The following is a 16,792-nucleotide window of genomic DNA, read 5'->3' as shown; positions in this document are numbered from 1 at the left end:
CGCACCACGGCGGCGGTCCGTGCTGACCGCCACCGTCCGGGCGCACCGCACGCCGTCGTCGTTCCTGCTGTTCGCCGCTACTTCGCGAGGAGTTCGGGGTGGTGGAGTTCGGTGACGTCCGGGTGGGCCCGGAGCCGGCCCTTCAGGACGTTCGAGCCGTAGGAGGACAGCATGGGGTTGTCGGGGTCGTCCGAGATCCCGCGCGCCGCTGCCCTGAGGTCGTCGGTGAGTGGCACCGGCTCGATCACGGCGTCGAGGCGCGGCGACCAGAAGAACGGGATGGCGTAGCGGTCGACGCCCGGGGCGGGCGCGGTGACGCGGTGGATGGTGGCGGCGAGGTACCCCTCGGTGGCGACCTCGAGCATCTCGCCGAGGTTCACCACGAGCGCACCGGGGACCGGCGTGACGGGCACCCATTCGCTGGCGCTGTGGGGGAGTACCTCGAGGCCGCCCACCTCGTCCTGCAGCAGGAGGGTGACGAAGCCGTAGTCCGCGTGCGAGCCGACGCCCTGCGAGCCGGCACCTTCGACGACGCCCCCGACGTAGTGGACGAGCTTCGCCATCCATGCCGGTGTCCGCTCGAAGGGCTCGGCGAAATAGTCCTCCGGCAGGTGGAGCGCGACGGCGATGGCAGAGAGCAGCTCCGCTCCGACCGTGGACATCAGGGCGGCCCATTCCATGGCCTCGTGCTCGAGTTCGGGAAGGGCTTCCCGCGGCCACAGGTTGGGCCCCTGGAGCAGCCAGTACGGCTCGTCGGCCGGGTAGTCCGTGATCGGGGCGCGCTCGGGGGAGAAGTCGATCTGCTCCCGGGAATCGGGGCGTCCCCGCGTGATCTCGGTGCCGAGGCCGGCGTAACCGCGGAAGTGCGGCGAGGTGCGGTTGTGGATCTTCAGGCGCTCCTCGAGAGGCAGGTCGAAGAAACGACGGGTGACGTCGAAGAGGTCGTCCACCTGCGTGGGGGCGGCGCCGTAGTTGATGACGTGGAAGAAGCCGACGGTGTGCGCGGCATTGCGCAGTTCCTCGATGAAGCCGGGGTTGAAGGAGCCATCTGCGGAACGTGCGGTGCTGAGGTCAAGGGTGGGGATCGATCCCGTGGAGTGCTGCATGCGGTGGAGATTACGCCCGTTCGAAAGCGCTGTCGGCGTTTCCGTTACGCCGTATTGCGGTCCGGACCGTCAGGATCCGGCCCGCGGACTCCCGCGAGCGCGTGCACGGCTCGGAGACCACCGGCGGAGCCCGGCCAATGCCGCACCAGTGCGTCCGCTCCCGCACTCCGGACGGCCACCCGCAGGACGACGGCGAGCAGCACGACGTCGTCGGCGTAGCCGATCACGGGCAGGAAATCGGGGACGAGGTCGATCGGAAGGATGAGGTAGACCGCGAGCGCCGCGAGCATGAGGCGTGCGCGCAGGGGAACGGCCCGGTCCGTCGCAAGGCGGCGGATCAGCCGCAGGAGATCCGGTCCGAGGCGCAGTGCGTCGCGCAGCGAGACGACCTCGGGGTGCCGCCTGGCGTAGATCGCCAGCCCGCCCAGAAGGAGTAGGTAGGCGCCCAGGGCGATGATGGCGACCTGCAGTACTGCTTCCCACGCCATGCCAGCTCCTTCCCGTTCGTGCCATCCGCGGATATCGTCCCCCTGCGGAACGGGCGTGACCGCCGCGGACCCCGTCGCGGCCCTGGCGGAGGCGGGCGCCGACCCTCAGGCTAGCCGAGCCCCTGATCCGTCAGGCAGGTCCCGAGCTTCCTGATGCCATCCCTGATGCGGGTCTTGGCGGTCGGGATGGGGATCGCGAGGTGCTGGGCGACGTCGGTATAGGTGAGGCCGGTGAAATAAGCGAGCTGGATAGCTTCCCGCTGAGCCGGTGACAGGATGGCCAGGCATGCGGTGACCGAGGCGGCTTCTTCCCGATGGAGGACTGCCTCCGAGACCTGGTCGTACTCGGTTCCGTGGTGGCGTACACCCCAGGCGAGGTCCCGGATACGGCGGGACTGCTCCGACCGGACCCTGTCGACCGCCTTGCGGTGGGCGAGGGTCATGAGCCATGCCATCGGGGTCCCCTTCGCCGGATCGTAAAGGGCGGCATTCGATTGCCAGAGCGCAAGGAACACCTCCTGGGTGACCTCGACGCTCAACTCCGCGTCGACGAGTACCCGGCGTACCAGGCCGTACACGCGGCGGTGGGTGAGTGCATAGAGTTCCTCGAACGCCCTTTCGTCCCTGCCACCGACAGCGCTCAGCAGGACAGAGAGGTCAACCGGCGCGTCGGTTGCAGGAGCCAGCACCGTGGTGTCATGGGCCGGACGGCTCGGGCTGTCAGGGGTGGGTGGGAGTGCGTGGGGCATAGGAGGAGACCTTCAGCGGGAGACGGTTGGAACATCCGCGGTTGCCGTGGTGGCGGGTGTAGGCCTGCTGAGGATGCCACGACCTGTCTAGCAGAGTCCGGACGAATTAGCTAAACAATCTAAGTAAATGACGGTGCTGCACTCTGTCCTCACCGTGGCCGGCGGCGCGCGGCCGCCAGGCGCGGAACAGGGTTGCCTGGCTCTCGGGTTCGCCCTCGGGTCGGGGCTAGGAGGCCAGTTGTCCGCTTTCGTCGACGACGGCGCTTCCTGGTCCGGTCCCGATGTCCGACCGGTTGATCTCTGCCCACACGGCATCGAGGGACAGGTCGAGCACCTCGGCGATCGCCGCAATCGTCGAGAACGCGGGCGTGGCAACCCTGCCGGACTCGATTTTCCGCAGGGTCTCCGGCGAGACCCCTGCGTCGAGCGCGGCGTGGAGCATCGAGCGCTCTCCCCGGGCGGAACGCAGGAGGGCGCCGAGGCGCTGACCGCGTTCGATGTCCGCGGACGTGAGGGGTAGTCGGACCATGATCCCGATTCTAGTACCGGGATACAATTACCGGGATAGTTATTGGAGCACCACGGGAGGCGCCACATGATCGAGATTCTGAGCCCCAAGGAACTGAGGCGAGCGAGGGATACAGGGGCGCTCGTCGGAACCATCCTCCAGACGCTGAAGGATCGCAGCACTGCCGGCACCAACCTCCTCGATATCGACCGTTGGGCGAAGGCCATGATCATTGAAGCCGGAGCGTCGTCCTGCTACGTCGACTACGCACCGTCCTTCGGGCGCGGGCCGTTCGGCCACTACATCTGCACAGCGGTCAACGACGCCGTGCTGCATGGACTGCCCCACGACTATGCGCTCGCCGACGGCGACCTGCTCACGCTCGACCTCGCCGTGTCCATGGCCGGTGTCGCCGCCGATGCCGCGATCAGCTTCGTCGTGGGCGGCGGGCCGTCGCCCGAGAGCGACGCGATGATCGACGCGACCCAGCGCGCACTGAGTGCCGGGATCGCGGTCGCCGGGCCCGGAGCGCGCATCGGTGACATCTCGCATGCCATCGGGTCCGTCCTCAGCGCGGCGGGGTATCCGATCAATACGCAGTTCGGGGGTCACGGCATCGGATCGACGATGCATCAGGACCCCCACATCGCGAATACCGGACGGCCCGGCCGCGGCTACACCCTGCGCCCCGGGCTGATGCTGGCCCTGGAGCCATGGGTCATGGCCGATACGGCGGAACTCGTCACCGACGCCGACGGATGGACGCTGCGCAGTGCGACAGGTTGCCGGACAGCACACACCGAGCACACGATCGCCATCACCGGCGAGGGAGCCGAGATCCTGACGCTGCCTCGGTGATCGCCGTGGCAGCACGGCGCATGCGCCGGATCGCGGGAGCTTATAGGTTGGGAACGTACCCAAGCGCAGCATGTAACGAAAGGCACCATCCCATGATCTTCATCGTCGTCAAGTTCAACGTGAAGCCCGAGTGGAGCGACCGCTGGATCGACCTGACGCGGGACTTCACCGAGGCGACGCGCCAGGAGCCGGGGAACCTCTGGTTCGATTGGTCGCGCAGCGTCGAGGACCCCAACCGCTTCGTGCTCGTCGAGGCGTTCCAGGACGACGCCGCGGAGGCCCACGTGAACAGCGCCCACTTCTCGCAGGCGATGCAGGACATGCCGCAGGCGCTCGTCGAAACCCCGGAGATCATCAGCGAGCGCATCAGCGCCGAGGGCTGGGGCCGGATGGGCGAATTGACGGTCGGCTAGGTCGCCACGCGCACCTGAAGGGACCGCTCGAGGATGAAATCGTCCTCGAAACGGTCACCGAGGCGGAAGCGCTTCGCCCCCACCCTGCGAAAGCCGCTCTTGCCGTAGAAGCGGATGGCTCGGGTGTTCTCCTGGTTGACCCCGAGCCAGACGCCGGGCAGCCCGGACCGGGCGGCGAGTTCCAGGGTCCGCTGCATCAGGGCGGCAGCGGCTCCCCGGCCGTGGTGGTCGGGATGGACGTAGAACTTGCTGAGTTCGACGGCAGGCGCGATGGACAGCGCAGCCAGCACGTCCGCGTCCGAGGGCTGGTCAAGGACGATCATGCTGTACCCCATGATCGTCCCGCCGTCGCGGATGCACAGGATCGTGTGGCCCGGGGCGCTGATCCAGGCGGCGAACCGCTCGGCCGAAAGCTCCGTCTCGAGGTGGTGCTGGATATCCGCGGGCAGCGAGTCCGGAGGGCAGGCCAGCGGAAAGGTGACGGCCGCGCAGGCGGCCAGTGCGACGGCGTCGGTGGCCGACGCCGTCGAGATGTCGATCGTCATGGATCCAATCTAGGACGAACAGCAGCAGGGCGCGGACCGTAGGGTTCGCGCCCTGCTGCTGTAACTGCCGGGTCGGCCCGTGGAGGGCTACCGTTTACTCGACGACGGGCTCGCCGTTGCGGGTGAGCTGCCAGTTCTCCTCGAAGAACGTCGCCGGGTCGATCGTGCCTTCCGCGATCAGGTAGTCGATCAGCAGCTGACGGATCTCCGTGGTCTGGTTGACGAGCACCGGAGCGGTGGCGATGTGCGGGAAGTTGCCGCCGCCTGACTGGCGGTAGTTGTTCGTGGCCACCGCGAAACGCTGGGCCGTGTCGATCGGCGCTCCGTTGTAGCTCAGGTTCGTGATGCGCTGGCCCACCGGCTTGCTGATGTCGATGTCATAGGAGACGCCGGACATCATGTCGTAGTTGTAATCGGGCGTCCCCGCGGCATTGGTGAGCGCCGTTGGGTCCACCGGAGCGCCCGGGGCGCTCTGGTAGAAGTACTTCGCCGAATACTCGAGGTAGTCCTTGACCTGCCCGCCGGTCATCTCGACCCCGAAGAGCGTGTTCGGGAAGACGTAGAGGCCGGCCATGTCACGGATGGTCACGGGACCCTGCGGGATGACCGCTGCACGGTTGAACGGAGCCACGATCGACAGGACGGGCAGGTCTGCGTTGGCCGTTCCCTCGAGTGCCTTGTCGACGGCCTCCGCCTGAACCGTGTTGACGAAGTCCATGACGGCGGTGTCGCGGATGCGGGACTCGGCAGCGGACATCGTCTCGGTCGCCGTGCCGATCGGGGTGTTCACGTAGTCGATGACGCGCTGGTGCTGCTCGGCCGCGATCGCGGAGATCTTCGGATCCGCAGCGACGGTATTGGTGTTGAGCAACTCGGAGTTCGCCGAGATGACGTCCCACTGCCCGCGCACCTTCGTCAGCTCGAAGTCCATCACGGACAGCCGCTGGCCCCAGTTCTTGGGCTCGGTGAGGAGCACCTGGTCGCCCGTCTGCTTGTTGGTGACGAAGCGCTCCGGGATCTCCTGGTGCTCATGCCCGGCGAGGATCGCGTCGATGCCCGGCACCTGCTCGGCGATCAGCGTGGACGCGTTCTCGATCGGCAGGCCACCGCCGTACGAGGACGTACCGGAGGGGCCCGAGTGCGAGCTGACGACCACGACGTCGGCGCCCGCGGCCTTCATCTCCGGGACGTACTTCTGCGCCTGCTCGACCATGCCGAGGAAACGGAGCTCCCCCTCGACGTTGTTCTTGTCCCAGATCGCGCTGCCCGGTGTGGTCAGGCCGAGGATGCCGACTCGGATGGGCTTCTGGCCCTTGAGCTTGACGGTCTTCAGGACGTACGGCGTGAAGGCGTCCGCGCCGGTCTCCCAGTCCTTGACGTTCGCGCCGAGAAGCGGGAAGTCGAGCTGCTCCTCATAGGTGCGCAGGAGCGGCAGGCCGTAGTTGAACTCGTGGTTGCCAAGCGTGGTGGCGTCGTAACCCATGGCGTTCATGGCGGCGGCCATAGGGTGGGTCTCCCCGGTGTCGGTCACCGACTCCACGTTCGCGTAGTAGTCCGTGAGCGAGGTGCCCTGGATGGTGTCCCCGTTGTCGATCAGCAGGGTCGACTCCTCGCCGCGATCGGCCCGGACCTGGTTGACGAGGGTGGAGACCTTGGCGAGGCCGACGTCGTTGTGGGCGGCGTCGTCGTACTCCGCGTTGGTGAAGTAGTCCCAGTTCTCGATGTAGCCGTGGAGGTCGCTGGTACCCATGACGGTGATGGTGACAGCGTCCTCGGGGCCCTTGCCTCCTCCGGGTGCGGCGCTTGCTGCCGGGGCGAGACCGAGTGCTGCGACGCAGCCGAGCGCGACCGCCGCAGCGACGCGGCGGTGCCCCCTGGTGAAACTTTCTGACACGTTGAATCAGCTCCTGTCGTGATGCGGTGGCGCCAGCATACCGGTGACGGGTGACACACTGGTGACGGGGGTCTTGCTGCGGATGAACGATGCCGGCCGGGCCCTCCGCAGGTGCGGTGGCCGGACGAGCGTCCGGCAGGTGAAGGTTTGGGAGGCCCGGAATGACGACGACGGCGGAGCAGCAGGGCACGTATCGGGAGGACGTCCTTGGCCCCGGGTACGAGGCGCGGACACTGCCGTTGCGCCGCGATGACGAGGGCGACGTCGTCGCCACGCTCGTGCGGAGGAGGGTTTCCGGCGGCTCCCGCCGCGCGGTGCTCTACGTGCACGGCTTCGTCGACTACTTCTTCCAGACTCATCTCGCCGATGCCTGGCACGACGCCGGCTTCGACTTCTACGCCCTCGACCTGAGGAAATACGGCCGCTCGCTCCTCGAGCACCAGACGCCGAACTACATCACCTCGCTCGAGGACTACGACGAGGAACTCGACGAGGCCACGCGGATCATCCGGGAGGACGAGCGCCACGAGGTACTGGTGGTCATGGGGCACTCCACCGGCGGCCTGGTCACCTCCCTGTGGGCGCATCGTCGGCGCGGGCAGGGCATCGTGGACGCACTGGTCCTCAACAGCCCCTGGTTCGACCTGAACGCCAGCCTCTTCCAACGCACCGTCGGCACAGCGGCCGTTCATCGGCTCGGTACGCTCCGGCCCCGCGCCGTCGTCGGGAAGCTCGGGACGGCGTACGGCCGCTACCTGCACCGGGAGGGCGGTGGGGAGTGGGACTACGACCTCGCCTGGAAGCCGCACGGCGGATTCCCCGTCGTCGCCGGCTGGTTGCGTGCCATCCGGCGCGGGCACGCGGAGCTGAACCGTGGCCTCGCCATCGACTGTCCTGTGCTCGTCGCGTGCTCGGACGCGACCTCAGATCCGGCGAAGGAACCCGGGCGGATCTCGTCCACGGATGTCGTGCTCGACGTCGCGCACATCGCCGGTCGCGCCCCCCGGCTCGGTCGGCTCGTGACCCTCGTGCGCATCGCGGGCGGTATCCATGACCTCGCACTCTCGCCCGAGCCCGCCCGGTCGGCGTTCTTCAGCGAGCTCGCCCGCTGGCAGGAGGCGTACGTGCCGGACGCGGACGGCGAGGCTGACAGGCTGACGGCCTGACGAACTGACGGGCAGGCGTGCGATTGCCCCGCTGTGATCAGGGCGGTACGGTGGCCGACATGGCGCAGGTCACCGTCTACGGACACCGGGAATCCGTCGAGCAGCGACGTGATGCGCTTTCCGAGGCAATCCACGGGGCAGTCGTGTCCGCGCTGGCGTACCCGCCCGACAAGCGCTTCCACCGGTTCATCGCGCTCGACGCGTGCGACTTCGTCCACCCGCCGGATCGGGGACGGGACTACACGATCATCGAGATCTCGATGTTCGAGGGCAGGTCGGAGGCAGTCCGGCGGGAGCTGATCCGCGAGCTCTTCGTCCGTATCGAAGCAGGAGCAGGAATCGCGCCCCACAGCGTCGAGATCACGATCACGGAGACACCGAAGGTCAACTGGGGAATCCGGGGCGCCAACGCCTCGGACCTTCCGCTCGGCTACACGGTCGACCTCTGATCCGTCCGGCGTCTCCTTAAGATGCAGTCTTCGGAGGGTGCTGAAGCCGCGCCCTACGGACGACGGCGCGACGTCAATCTGCTCGCGAAGGCCTGTTCCTCGCGGAGCGCCGAGTGAGCAAGGGTGAAGACGCGGCCGTCGGACCGCAGCTGGTCGATCAGGCCCCGCGTAGCGTGCGCATCCCGTGCCCCGGGTTCAAGGAGCATGGCCGCCGTCGCCGCGATGCGTCCCGCGCCTGCCGTCGCTGCCGCGGTCCGCAACCCCTGGACCGCGTTCCTCCACGCGTGGTCGTCCGAGCCGTCGACCGTGTGCTCGATGAGGAGTATGCGCTCGTCCAGACGGAAGGTGAAGTCGCTGACCACGGAGGCCGCACGCTCGAACGAACCGAGGTTGGTCACGAGGCGGAAGAAGGCTGCCCTGTCGAGGATCGGCTGCTGCAACGTCAACTCCTTTCACGACGGCGGGGTCCGGTGGCCGCGAGCGGCCACCAGGGATGCGGGCGGCTGAGTCCGGTCCACTGGAATCGCCAGTCTCGCGTCCGAAGGTCAAGGCTGGGCGGAGTGCGTATCGGGGTTTGCTCAAGATCAGTGCAAGGAGCGGCCGCGGGGTCGGAACGCGGAGCCGGCATGGCAGGCCCGTGCCGTCCTATGCGCGGGGCGAATCCCCGCGCCGCCACGCCTTGCCGGCGAGGCGTGCGAGGTGCGCCGCGCGCCGCTCGAGGGTGCCGAAGGCCATCGGCGCAACGCGGGCGACGACGTCGGGAACCTTGGCGGTCAGCCCGATGAGCAGGCGTGGCCTCCGTGCCCTGACCGCCTCGAGTATGAGGCCGGCTGCTCGGTCGGCGGGAAAGGTGAGCAGTTTGTCGAAGTCCTCCTTCGCCCGTTTCACCTCCGCGTCGCTGAGCTCCCCGCCGATACGGGCATTGAGGGCGATGCCCGTCCGGACACCACCGGGGTGAACCGAGGTGATGCCGATGCCGCGGGGCAGCAGTTCGTTGCGGAGGGACTCCGTGAACCCGCGGAGCGCGAACTTGCTGGACGAGTACGCGGTCTGCCCCCTCGGGCCGACGAGTCCGAACACGCTCGAGACGTTGACGATGTGTCCGCCGGGGCCGATGCTCGGCAGCAGGCGGTGTGTGAGCAGCACCGGTGCGGCGAAGTTGATGGCCATGACCCAGTCGAAATCCGCCATGGTGATCTGGTCGAACCGGCCCGCGAGGGCCACGCCGGCGTTGTTGACCAGGAGGTCCACGGATCCGGTCGCGGCACGGAGGTCCACGGCAAGGGCCTCGACTGCGTCACGATCCGATAGATCCGCGACGAACGTCGCGACGGGGCTGTCGGGGAACGACGAGCGGATGGAGGAGGCGACGGCGTCGAGCAGCCTGGCGTCGCGATCCACGAGAAGGAGCGTGCTGCCGCGTTCCGCGAGACCGCGGGCCAGGTGCTCGCCCATGCCACCTGCGGCCCCGGTGACGACGGCAGTGGCACCGGTGAACCGGAAAGGGCGGAGGCTCATGCGTGCATCGCCTGGACGCCCTGGGTGGACGGGGTTCCGGTCGGTAGTGGCGGCATGTCGAACTCCATGTCCTTCGCCAGGTTCCCGAAGAGGGCGGCGGGCGCGTCCAGGAGGTAGTTCTGCCGCATGGTCCACGGTTGCCGGTCACCCTGCTTCGGGAAATCGGAGACGGAGCGCTGGACGTACCCGGATGTCAGGTCGAGGATGGGGCGCGCTGTCATCCGGCCGCTCGGGGCGGGTGACCCGTACCGGTGGCCGTGGCGGTCCAGGTACCTGATCAGGCGGCACACGTAGCGCGAGCTGAGGTCCGCGCGAAGCGTCCACGAGGCGTTGGTGTACCCGACGCAGAGCGCGAGGTTCGGCAGGCCGCTGACCATCAGCCCCCGGTACACCCACGCATCGCCGAGCTCCACCGGCCGTCCGTCCACGGTGAAGGTCGCCCCTCCGAGGGGGAGCATCGAGAGTCCGGTGGCCGCGACGACGACGTCGGCCTCGAGTTCCCGGCCCGACGCCAGCCGGATGCCGTGCGGCAGGAAGGCCTCGACGGTGTCGGTCACGACCGATGCGGTGCCGGACGTCAGCGCCCTGAAGAAGTCGGCGCTCGGTGCGACGCACAGGCGCTGGTCCCACGGGTTGTACGCGGGGGTGAAGTGCTCGGCCACGAGCTTCTCGTCCCCGAGGATCCGCACGGTCTGGGCGCGCATGAGCTTCTTCGCGAGCTCCGGCCGGCGGCGGCACAGCTGGTAGAAGGCCTGCGTGAACAGGACGTTCTTCGCGCGGGCCATGTGGTGGGCCAGGCCGGCGGGCAAGTGGCGGCGCACGGCGTCTGAGAACCTGTCACGACCCGGCACGGCCGTGATGTACGTGGGGGAGCGCTGCAGCATGGTCACGTGCGCCGCTTCCTCGGCCATGGACGGCACCAGGGTCACCGCGGTTGCACCACTGCCGATCACAACCACGCGCTTGCCCGCATAGTCCAGGTGCTCGGGCCAGAACTGGGGGCGGACGATCTCCCCCTCGTACGCATCGAGGCCCGGGAAGGACGGCTCGTGCCCGTGCTCGTAGTTGTAGTAGCCGCTGCACAGGTAGAGGAAGCCGCACGTGAGCCGGCGACGCTCGGTGGCGCCGTCGTCGTCCGTCACGTCCAGGTCGAGGATCCAGCGTGCGTCCTCGGAGGTCCACGCCGCGCTGACCACCCTCGTCCGGAACCGGAGGCGCTCGCGGATGGCCGGGTTCTCGGCCGTCTCGCGGATGTACCGCAGGATCGACGTGCCGTCGGCGATCGCCTTGGCCTCGGTCCAGGGGCGGAAAGGGTACCCGAGGGTGAACATGTCGCTGTCGGAGCGGACACCGGGGTAGCGGAACAGGTCCCACGTCCCACCGATCGCAGTGCGGGACTCCAGGACGGCGAAGCTCTTGCCGGGCAGTTCCGTCGCGACGCGGTGTGCGGCGCCGATACCGGAGAGGCCCGCGCCCACGATGACGACGTCGAGGTGTTCGGTGCTGGAGTCCATGCCTCCATTATTCGGGCTCTTCAGGGAAGCTCCGCCTCCGCTCGACGTCTCCCCGGTCCTGGACGGCTCGAGGTCCGCCATCGGACCCGTCGGCGCGGGCGGTTCGGGCGCCTTCCCGTGGTCCTGATCGACCACACCCGGGTGTGGTCGATCAGGAGGTCACCGCCCCGGACCGTTACGCGGGCATCGTGCGCAGGGTGAGGTAGGAACCGGCCGCGAGGAGCGCGCTGACGAGGACGGCCCACAGTGTCAGGCCGAGGGAGCCCGTGTCGATGAACCAACTCCACACGTCCGGCCATGCCTGCTGCCGGGTCACGAGCGCGGCGAGCCCGACGAGTACCAGGCCGATGCCGAGCAGGACCATCACGAGTCGTGCCGTGCCGAACCGCTTGAAGATCGTGGCGGACCAGAAGCCGATGATGAAGAAGAACATCGTCAGCACGAAGTACGTCAGGCCCGCTGCTAGTGGCCCTGCTTCCCACACCCATTCGAGGTAGGCGAAGTATCCGTTCATGCCGTACCCGTCGGTCGCTCGCTCGAGCAATCCGAGCAGCACGAAGACGACCGCCATTCCGAGGCCGCTGACCCCGGCCGCCGCGAGGGAGCCGATGTAGAACTCGCGGCGCGTGAGGCTCATCGCCTGCGAGAAGGGGAAGGTCATGGTCATGGCCTGGATGCCGACGGCGAGGAAGTACCACAGTGGGGCCTGGGAGCCGCCGCCGATCTTGACGTCGTCGACACCGGCGCCCTGGAGGATCCAGTAGATAAGCATCGTGACGACCCACGCGCCACCGAGTACGAGGGCGGGTACCCAGATGAACGTCTGGGTATTCACGAACTGCAGGCGCACGACGTTGAGAGTGCGGCTGTGTGAGGCAGCAGGGCGGGTGACGTTGCCGGAATCGAGGGCGGTCATCGGGAAACTCCTTCCTGGGTGACGTCCGATGCGGCGAGGGCGTCGTGGTGAGGCGTGCGCTGCTGCGTGCGGCGCACGATGAGTTGTTGCAGTGAGACAGGTGCAAGTTCGAGTCCTGCCGCGGTCAGCGCGGCCCGCTCGGCGTCGTCGAGCCGGCCGAGGAACGTGATCGACGCGACGCGGCCGAGGCTCTCCCTGTGGATGACTTCACGCCCCTGGAGTGCCCGTTCGATCGTCGCCGCATCACCGACGACGTTCGTGGCCTGCTCCCGGGCGTCATCGGTGGATTCGTCCATGATGATCCGGCCCGCGTCGATGACGAGCACGCGCTCGATGAGGTTCGAGACCTCGTCGATGAGGTGGCTCGAGAGCAGGACCGTCCGTGGGTGCTCGGCGTAGTCGGCCAGCAACCGGTCGTAGAAGATCTGCCGCGCAACGGCGTCGAGGCCGAGGTACGGCTCGTCGAAGAACGTGATCTCCGCGCGGGAGGCGAGGCCGATGATGACGCCGACGGCGGAGAGTTGCCCGCGCGAGAGCTTCTTGATCGTGCGCTTGAGCGGCAGTTGGAACTCGTCGATCAGCTCGTCGGCGAGTTCCTGGTCCCACCGCGGGAAGAACAGTCGCGCGGAGGCGAAAGCGTGGCGCGGCGTGGCGTCGTCCGGGTACTTCTGGCTCTCGCGCACGAAGCACATGCGGCTGAGGACGCGAGCGTTCTCGTAGGGATTCTCCCCGAAGACGCGGACCTGCCCGCTCGTCGGTAGATTCTGCGCCGTGAGAATCGACATTGCAGTCGTCTTGCCGGCTCCATTGCGCCCCAGGAAACCGTAGATCGTGTCCTTCTGGATGTCGAAGCTGACGTTGTCGAGGGCGAGCGTGTCCTTGTAGCGTTTCGTGAGGTTCCGGACCTCGATGACAGGGTTCATGATGTCCTTCGGTCTGACGGTTCTAGGGTTGGCGGTGTCGTCGGTGTCGTCGGTGTCGTCGGTGTCGTCGGTTCGGCGCTGACACGGATGAGGTCAGCCACGTCAGCCGGTCCGAGCCCGATCTTGCGCGCCTCGGCCAGCAGGGGCTGTACGTAGCGCAGGGCGAAGAGACTGCGACGCTCGCTGAGGAGTAGATCGCGGGCACCTGGAGAGACGAACATGCCGATGCCCCGGCGCTTGTAGAGCACCCCCTTGTCGACGAGCATGTTCACTCCCTTCGCCGCGGTGGCCGGATTGATGCGGTAGAAGGCGGCGAGCTCGTTCGTCGACGGAGCCTGCGCCTCTTCCGCGATGCTTCCGTCGATAATCGAGTCCTCCACCTCCTCCGCGATCTGCACGAACAGGGGCTTGCCTTCTTCGATCACGCTGCACTCCTGCCCTGTTGGTTAGTTACTGAACTAACGAACCATTAAGCCAGGTCGGAGTCAAGAGCCCGCCCCGCTCTTTTGGCGAGGTTCAGTCGTGCAGGCGCACGAGGACGTTGCCTCGGTAGCGGCCCTCGAGGAGTCCGTCCAAGACGTCCGGGGCCACCGCGAGTCCGCCGTCGACGATCGTGTGCGGAAAGACGATTCTGCCTTCGGCGAGCCACTGACCGTAGTGGGAGCCCCATGCCGCCAGCTGTTCGGGTGTGTGGAGGGTGGAGAAGGGGCGGATGACGAGTTGCTTGACGATCGCCGTCATGATGTCCAGTCGTGGTGCGCTTTCAGTGCCTCCGCCGACCTGGCCGGCCAGCGCGCCGCACAGGGCAAACCGCGCGTCGGGTGCGGCCGCGTGCACGGCTGCTTCGAACTGGACACCGCCGACGGTGTCGAAGAAGACGTCGATGCCCTGGGGTGCAAGCTCCGCGAGCTCCTCCGCGATACGTCCGTCCCTGTAGTTGATCGCGGCGTCGAAGCCGAGGTCGTCGACGAGGTACCGGACCTTCTCGGCGCTGCCGGTGCTGCCGATGACCGTGGAGGCGCCGCGTGCCTTCGCGATCTGCCCCGCCAGGGAACCGACGCCGCCTGCCGCCCCGCTCACGAACACCACGTCGCCGGCACCCACGCCGGCGACGTCGACCATTCCGTGGTAGGCGGTCACTCCCTGGTTGAGGACGTACTCCCTGCCCGGCAGGTACTGGAGGGGTATCGGGTAGAAGACCGGGGCCTCGTCCACGCACTCCTCCTGCCAGCCCTTCATGTGCTGGACGACGGTACCCACCGGCAGGTCGGCCGCGGATTCGGTGACGGTCCCGACAGCACCGCCCCACAACGCCTCGTGCAGGGCGTAGGCGGGCATCGGCAGCCCGGGCTCCTCGCTCATCAGGTCGGCCATGACAGCCGTGACCTGCAGGAACTCGTTGCGGACCCTCACCTGCCCGGGCCGCAGCGGGGACCACGGGCGGTCCTGCAGGTGGACACAGGATGAGGGGAGGGTTCCCGGTCCCGGGCGATGCCGGGCGAGGACGACGTCACGGGTGGGCGCAGCTGGGGAAGACGGCACGAGGGTCACCTTGCTCTAGGGGTACCGGGAAAGTCCGGACGGCACCCACCGTAGGAGCACCAGCGGACAGCTCCTGTCCGATAGGGCGGGCAGGATGGGACCTATGTGGGACACCTCCGAACGGCTCCTGAAACTTCTCTCCCTGCTTCAGCGACACGAGGGCTGGAGCGCCGACGCCCTCTGCGAGGAACTGGCCGTGACGTCCCGCACCATCAGCCGGGACGTCGTCAGGCTGCGCAACCTCGGCTACCCCGTGATCACGGTGAAGGGCATCGGCGGTGGATACACGCTCGAGAAGGGGGCCGTGCTGCCTCCCGTCATGTTCAGCGTCGACGAGGCCACCGCGGTCCTCCTGGCCCTCCGCCACGCTTCCGACGTCGATGCCGGCGCGTCCGGGCACGCTGCAACAGCGCTCGAGAAGCTGCACCAGGTCCTGCCCCGACCGGTCAGGGCCGGAGCGAAGGCACTGGCGGCCCACACCACGACCATCGATCTCGGGCAGCCCATCACCCCGGATGCGCCGACCACCGATGCTTGGATGCTCGTGCTGCTGAGCCGGTCATGTCGCAGCCGTCGGCAGGTCACGTGCACCTACCGGCACCACGGCGGCACCCGCAGGGCACGGCAGCTCGAACCTCTTCATCTGGTCCACACCATGAAGCGCTGGTACCTCCTCGCCTACTGCCTCCAGGACGATGATTGGGCGATACTCCGCGTCGATCGCATGGCCGACGTCGAGCTCACAGCGCTCACGTCCCAGGCACGTCAGCCACCGTCGGAGGACCTCGACGGCTACGTGGGCCGCGCCGTGTCCAGGGGTTGGCAACGGGTAACGGCGACCGTCCGGGTTCATGCGCCCAGAGCCGACGTCGCGCACTGGATCTCACCCGCCTGGGGCACCGTGGTCGAGGAGACACCGCGCACCTGCATCGTGGACGCGGGGGCGGACAGCTACGAATCCATCGCCCGGTGGTTGCTGCTCACCGGACGGGACATCACCGTCATCGCGCCACCGGCGCTGGCACAGGCCTTCGGCGAGGTTGCGGACCAGGCAGCGAGGACAGCGCGCCGCGGCCGCTGAGCCGCCGCCGTCGTGCCCGTCCTACACTGACAGTCACGACGTACAGGCCGGAAGGGTGATCGGTGGTGGGAATCACGAGCGCTGACGTGGCGCGGGAGAGCGGTGTCTCCCGCACCACCGTCAGCTATGTGCTCACCGGGCGCGAGGGCGTCAACATCTCGGAGGAGACCCGACGGCGGGTGCGGGACACCGCCGTGCGGCTCGGCTACGCGCCGTCAGCGGCTGCCCGCGCCCTGCGGACCGGCCGCAGCGACCTCGTGTTGTGCATCCTGCCGGACTGGCCGGTCGGCCCTGTGATCGAGACGCTGCTGGACGAGCTCGCGGATGAGTTGTCAGGCCGTGGCCTGTCCGTCCTCGTGCATCACGGCAGGGGCAGCCGCCCACTCAACGACCTGTGGCGGGCCGTGACACCCAGGGCCGTGATCGGGTTCGCGCCGTTCGACGAGGACGATCTCCTCGCCATGCGCCAGGCCGGCATCCAGGTGCTCGGGACCCTCGGCGAGGAGCACCAGCCGGACCCCGCCCTGCCGGCGGAGAGCCAGCTGGAGATCGGGGCTCTGCAGGTGGGGCGTCTCGCTGGGCGCGACCCGGCGCGGATCGGGTACGCCTGGCCCACGGATCCGCGGCTCGAGGTGTTCGCGCGCGACCGACTTCTGGGCGTCCAGCGCGCCTGCACCGAGCTCGGTCTTGCCGCACCGGTCGTGCTGCCCGTCGCCCTCGACGCTCACGCCGCAGCAGCCTGCGTACGCGAGTGGCGCGGACAGGGGGTCACCGCCGTCGCCGCCTACAACGACGACGTCGCGCTCGCGGTCCTGGCGGGGATACGCGCAATGGGCCTCTCCTGCCCGGGGGACTGCGCCGTGGTGGGCGTGGACGACGTGCCTGCCGCACGGCTCGCGGCGCCTCCGCTCACGACGGTCTCCCAGTCGATCGAGGTGCAGGCCCGCTACCTCGCCGCGCTCGTGCTGGCGGATCTCGATGACTCCATGGTGAAGCCCGAGCACCCCGGCCACGGACTGCGCCTGGTGGAGCGGGACTCGGCCTGACCCCGAGGCCCGGCAGGCGCGTCACGCACGTCGCCAACCCGATGCTTGGGTACCGCCATCGATCGGGAGAGCAGGC

General features: G+C 68.2%; 20 protein-coding genes. 7 read left to right on the top strand and 13 right to left on the bottom strand.

The features are described 5' to 3' along the window. Window positions 1-77: 77 nt before the first annotated feature. The 4 genes from CXQ96_RS04830 to CXQ96_RS04815 form a co-directional block, all read right to left on the bottom strand. Window positions 78-1,106, bottom strand: coding sequence for an isopenicillin N synthase family oxygenase (locus CXQ96_RS04830; protein WP_104116906.1), 1,029 nt, complete (start codon window positions 1,104-1,106; stop codon window positions 78-80). A 44-nt stretch (window positions 1,107-1,150) separates the two neighbouring features. After that, complete coding sequence (locus CXQ96_RS04825) at window positions 1,151-1,594, bottom strand: YkvA family protein (protein WP_104116905.1); 444 nt, start codon at window positions 1,592-1,594, stop codon at window positions 1,151-1,153. Between the two features lie 110 nt (window positions 1,595-1,704). Then, window positions 1,705-2,343 carry an ECF RNA polymerase sigma factor SigK gene (sigK, locus tag CXQ96_RS04820; protein ID WP_104116904.1) on the bottom strand — a complete coding sequence of 213 codons (639 nt, stop codon included), beginning with the start codon at window positions 2,341-2,343 and terminating at the stop codon, window positions 1,705-1,707. 226 nt (window positions 2,344-2,569) lie between these two features. Further along, window positions 2,570-2,872 (bottom strand): helix-turn-helix transcriptional regulator, encoded by a 303-nt coding sequence (locus CXQ96_RS04815; RefSeq protein WP_104116903.1) that lies wholly within the window; start codon window positions 2,870-2,872, stop codon window positions 2,570-2,572. A 66-nt stretch (window positions 2,873-2,938) separates the two neighbouring features. Here CXQ96_RS04815 and map point away from each other — a divergent pair, with 66 nt between their 5' ends. Further along, window positions 2,939-3,709, top strand: a complete 771-nt coding sequence (map, locus tag CXQ96_RS04810; protein ID WP_104116902.1) for a type I methionyl aminopeptidase — start codon at window positions 2,939-2,941, stop codon at window positions 3,707-3,709. A gap of 92 nt (window positions 3,710-3,801) precedes the next feature. After that, window positions 3,802-4,122, top strand: a complete 321-nt coding sequence (locus CXQ96_RS04805) for a putative quinol monooxygenase (RefSeq protein WP_104116901.1) — start codon at window positions 3,802-3,804, stop codon at window positions 4,120-4,122. Here the strand turns inward: CXQ96_RS04805 and CXQ96_RS04800 are convergent. Both CXQ96_RS04800 and CXQ96_RS04795 read right to left on the bottom strand, forming a co-directional pair. Further along, entirely contained in the window at window positions 4,119-4,667 is a 549-nt protein-coding gene (locus tag CXQ96_RS04800; protein ID WP_104116900.1) for a GNAT family N-acetyltransferase, read from the bottom strand. The genes CXQ96_RS04805 and CXQ96_RS04800 overlap by 4 nt on opposite strands. 94 nt (window positions 4,668-4,761) lie before the next feature. Next, window positions 4,762-6,561, bottom strand: coding sequence for a bifunctional UDP-sugar hydrolase/5'-nucleotidase (locus CXQ96_RS04795; RefSeq protein WP_104116899.1), 1,800 nt, complete (start codon window positions 6,559-6,561; stop codon window positions 4,762-4,764). Window positions 6,562-6,722: 161 nt separating this feature from the next. Here CXQ96_RS04795 and CXQ96_RS04790 point away from each other — a divergent pair, with 161 nt between their 5' ends. Together CXQ96_RS04790 and CXQ96_RS04785 are read left to right on the top strand one after the other, a co-directional pair. Next, a complete protein-coding gene (locus tag CXQ96_RS04790) occupies window positions 6,723-7,727 on the top strand; it encodes an alpha/beta hydrolase (protein WP_104116898.1) in 1,005 nt (334 codons plus the stop codon). A gap of 59 nt (window positions 7,728-7,786) precedes the next feature. Further along, window positions 7,787-8,176: a tautomerase family protein gene (locus CXQ96_RS04785; protein WP_104116897.1), complete on the top strand. Its 390-nt coding sequence runs from the start codon at window positions 7,787-7,789 to the stop codon at window positions 8,174-8,176. Window positions 8,177-8,229: 53 nt separating this feature from the next. Here the strand turns inward: CXQ96_RS04785 and CXQ96_RS04780 are convergent, their stop codons facing one another. The 3 genes from CXQ96_RS04780 to CXQ96_RS04770 all read right to left on the bottom strand — a co-directional run bounded on the left by CXQ96_RS04780 (window position 8,230) and on the right by CXQ96_RS04770 (window position 11,208). Next, complete coding sequence (locus CXQ96_RS04780) at window positions 8,230-8,616, bottom strand: hypothetical protein (RefSeq protein ID WP_104116896.1); 387 nt, start codon at window positions 8,614-8,616, stop codon at window positions 8,230-8,232. 205 nt (window positions 8,617-8,821) lie between these two features. Further along, complete coding sequence (locus CXQ96_RS04775; RefSeq protein ID WP_104116895.1) at window positions 8,822-9,694, bottom strand: SDR family oxidoreductase; 873 nt, start codon at window positions 9,692-9,694, stop codon at window positions 8,822-8,824. Beyond that, window positions 9,691-11,208: an NAD(P)/FAD-dependent oxidoreductase gene (locus CXQ96_RS04770; RefSeq protein ID WP_104117040.1), complete on the bottom strand. Its 1,518-nt coding sequence runs from the start codon at window positions 11,206-11,208 to the stop codon at window positions 9,691-9,693. The genes CXQ96_RS04775 and CXQ96_RS04770 overlap by 4 nt, the downstream gene beginning before the upstream one ends. Here CXQ96_RS04770 and CXQ96_RS18780 point away from each other — a divergent pair. Continuing rightward, window positions 11,207-11,335: a hypothetical protein gene (locus tag CXQ96_RS18780; RefSeq protein WP_258058868.1), complete on the top strand. Its 129-nt coding sequence runs from the start codon at window positions 11,207-11,209 to the stop codon at window positions 11,333-11,335. The genes CXQ96_RS04770 and CXQ96_RS18780 overlap by 2 nt on opposite strands. Window positions 11,336-11,383: 48 nt before the next feature. Here the strand turns inward: CXQ96_RS18780 and CXQ96_RS04765 are convergent, their stop codons facing one another. The 4 genes from CXQ96_RS04765 to CXQ96_RS04750 all read right to left on the bottom strand — a co-directional run bounded on the left by CXQ96_RS04765 (window position 11,384) and on the right by CXQ96_RS04750 (window position 14,589). Further along, entirely contained in the window at window positions 11,384-12,124 is a 741-nt protein-coding gene (locus CXQ96_RS04765; protein ID WP_104116894.1) for a hypothetical protein, read from the bottom strand. After that, a complete protein-coding gene (locus CXQ96_RS04760; RefSeq protein ID WP_104116893.1) occupies window positions 12,121-13,047 on the bottom strand; it encodes an ABC transporter ATP-binding protein in 927 nt (308 codons plus the stop codon). The genes CXQ96_RS04765 and CXQ96_RS04760 overlap by 4 nt, the downstream gene beginning before the upstream one ends. Then, window positions 13,044-13,472, bottom strand: a complete 429-nt coding sequence (locus CXQ96_RS04755; RefSeq protein WP_104116892.1) for a GntR family transcriptional regulator — start codon at window positions 13,470-13,472, stop codon at window positions 13,044-13,046. The genes CXQ96_RS04760 and CXQ96_RS04755 overlap by 4 nt, the downstream gene beginning before the upstream one ends. A 91-nt stretch (window positions 13,473-13,563) precedes the next feature. Beyond that, window positions 13,564-14,589 (bottom strand): NADP-dependent oxidoreductase, encoded by a 1,026-nt coding sequence (locus tag CXQ96_RS04750; protein WP_104116891.1) that lies wholly within the window; start codon window positions 14,587-14,589, stop codon window positions 13,564-13,566. Between the two features lie 103 nt (window positions 14,590-14,692). On the opposite strand from CXQ96_RS04750, the gene CXQ96_RS04745 reads away from it, so the two are divergent. Beyond that, window positions 14,693-15,670 (top strand): YafY family protein, encoded by a 978-nt coding sequence (locus CXQ96_RS04745; RefSeq protein WP_181036356.1) that lies wholly within the window; start codon window positions 14,693-14,695, stop codon window positions 15,668-15,670. A gap of 65 nt (window positions 15,671-15,735) precedes the next feature. Further along, on the top strand, window positions 15,736-16,716 hold the full coding sequence (locus tag CXQ96_RS04740) for a LacI family DNA-binding transcriptional regulator (protein ID WP_258058867.1): 981 nt from the start codon (window positions 15,736-15,738) through the stop codon (window positions 16,714-16,716). The last annotated feature ends 76 nt before the right edge of the window (window positions 16,717-16,792 follow it).

Origin of the sequence: Arthrobacter sp. B1805, assembly GCF_002929745.1 — a bacterium.
In the GTDB taxonomy this organism is placed as follows: Bacteria; Actinomycetota; Actinomycetes; order Actinomycetales; family Micrococcaceae; genus Arthrobacter_D.
This window is presented reverse-complemented; position numbering and strand designations above follow the sequence as displayed.

Bases quoted from the DNA above. Each gene is read 5' to 3' on its own strand.
- CXQ96_RS18780 (WP_258058868.1), top strand. From the start codon at position 11,207: ATGCCTCCATTATTCGGGCTCTTCAGGGAAGCTCCGCCTCCGCTCGAC.
- sigK (WP_104116904.1), bottom strand. From the start codon at position 2,343: ATGCCCCACGCACTCCCACCCACCCCTGACAGCCCGAGCCGTCCGGCC.
- CXQ96_RS04815 (WP_104116903.1), bottom strand. From the start codon at position 2,872: ATGGTCCGACTACCCCTCACGTCCGCGGACATCGAACGCGGTCAGCGC.
- CXQ96_RS04765 (WP_104116894.1), bottom strand. From the start codon at position 12,124: ATGACCGCCCTCGATTCCGGCAACGTCACCCGCCCTGCTGCCTCACAC.
- CXQ96_RS04770 (WP_104117040.1), bottom strand. From the start codon at position 11,208: ATGGACTCCAGCACCGAACACCTCGACGTCGTCATCGTGGGCGCGGGC.
- CXQ96_RS04825 (WP_104116905.1), bottom strand. From the start codon at position 1,594: ATGGCGTGGGAAGCAGTACTGCAGGTCGCCATCATCGCCCTGGGCGCC.
- CXQ96_RS04745 (WP_181036356.1), top strand. From the start codon at position 14,693: ATGTGGGACACCTCCGAACGGCTCCTGAAACTTCTCTCCCTGCTTCAG.
- CXQ96_RS04790 (WP_104116898.1), top strand. From the start codon at position 6,723: ATGACGACGACGGCGGAGCAGCAGGGCACGTATCGGGAGGACGTCCTT.
- CXQ96_RS04775 (WP_104116895.1), bottom strand. From the start codon at position 9,694: ATGAGCCTCCGCCCTTTCCGGTTCACCGGTGCCACTGCCGTCGTCACC.
- CXQ96_RS04800 (WP_104116900.1), bottom strand. From the start codon at position 4,667: ATGACGATCGACATCTCGACGGCGTCGGCCACCGACGCCGTCGCACTG.
- map (WP_104116902.1), top strand. From the start codon at position 2,939: ATGATCGAGATTCTGAGCCCCAAGGAACTGAGGCGAGCGAGGGATACA.
- CXQ96_RS04830 (WP_104116906.1), bottom strand. From the start codon at position 1,106: ATGCAGCACTCCACGGGATCGATCCCCACCCTTGACCTCAGCACCGCA.
- CXQ96_RS04805 (WP_104116901.1), top strand. From the start codon at position 3,802: ATGATCTTCATCGTCGTCAAGTTCAACGTGAAGCCCGAGTGGAGCGAC.
- CXQ96_RS04760 (WP_104116893.1), bottom strand. From the start codon at position 13,047: ATGAACCCTGTCATCGAGGTCCGGAACCTCACGAAACGCTACAAGGAC.
- CXQ96_RS04785 (WP_104116897.1), top strand. From the start codon at position 7,787: ATGGCGCAGGTCACCGTCTACGGACACCGGGAATCCGTCGAGCAGCGA.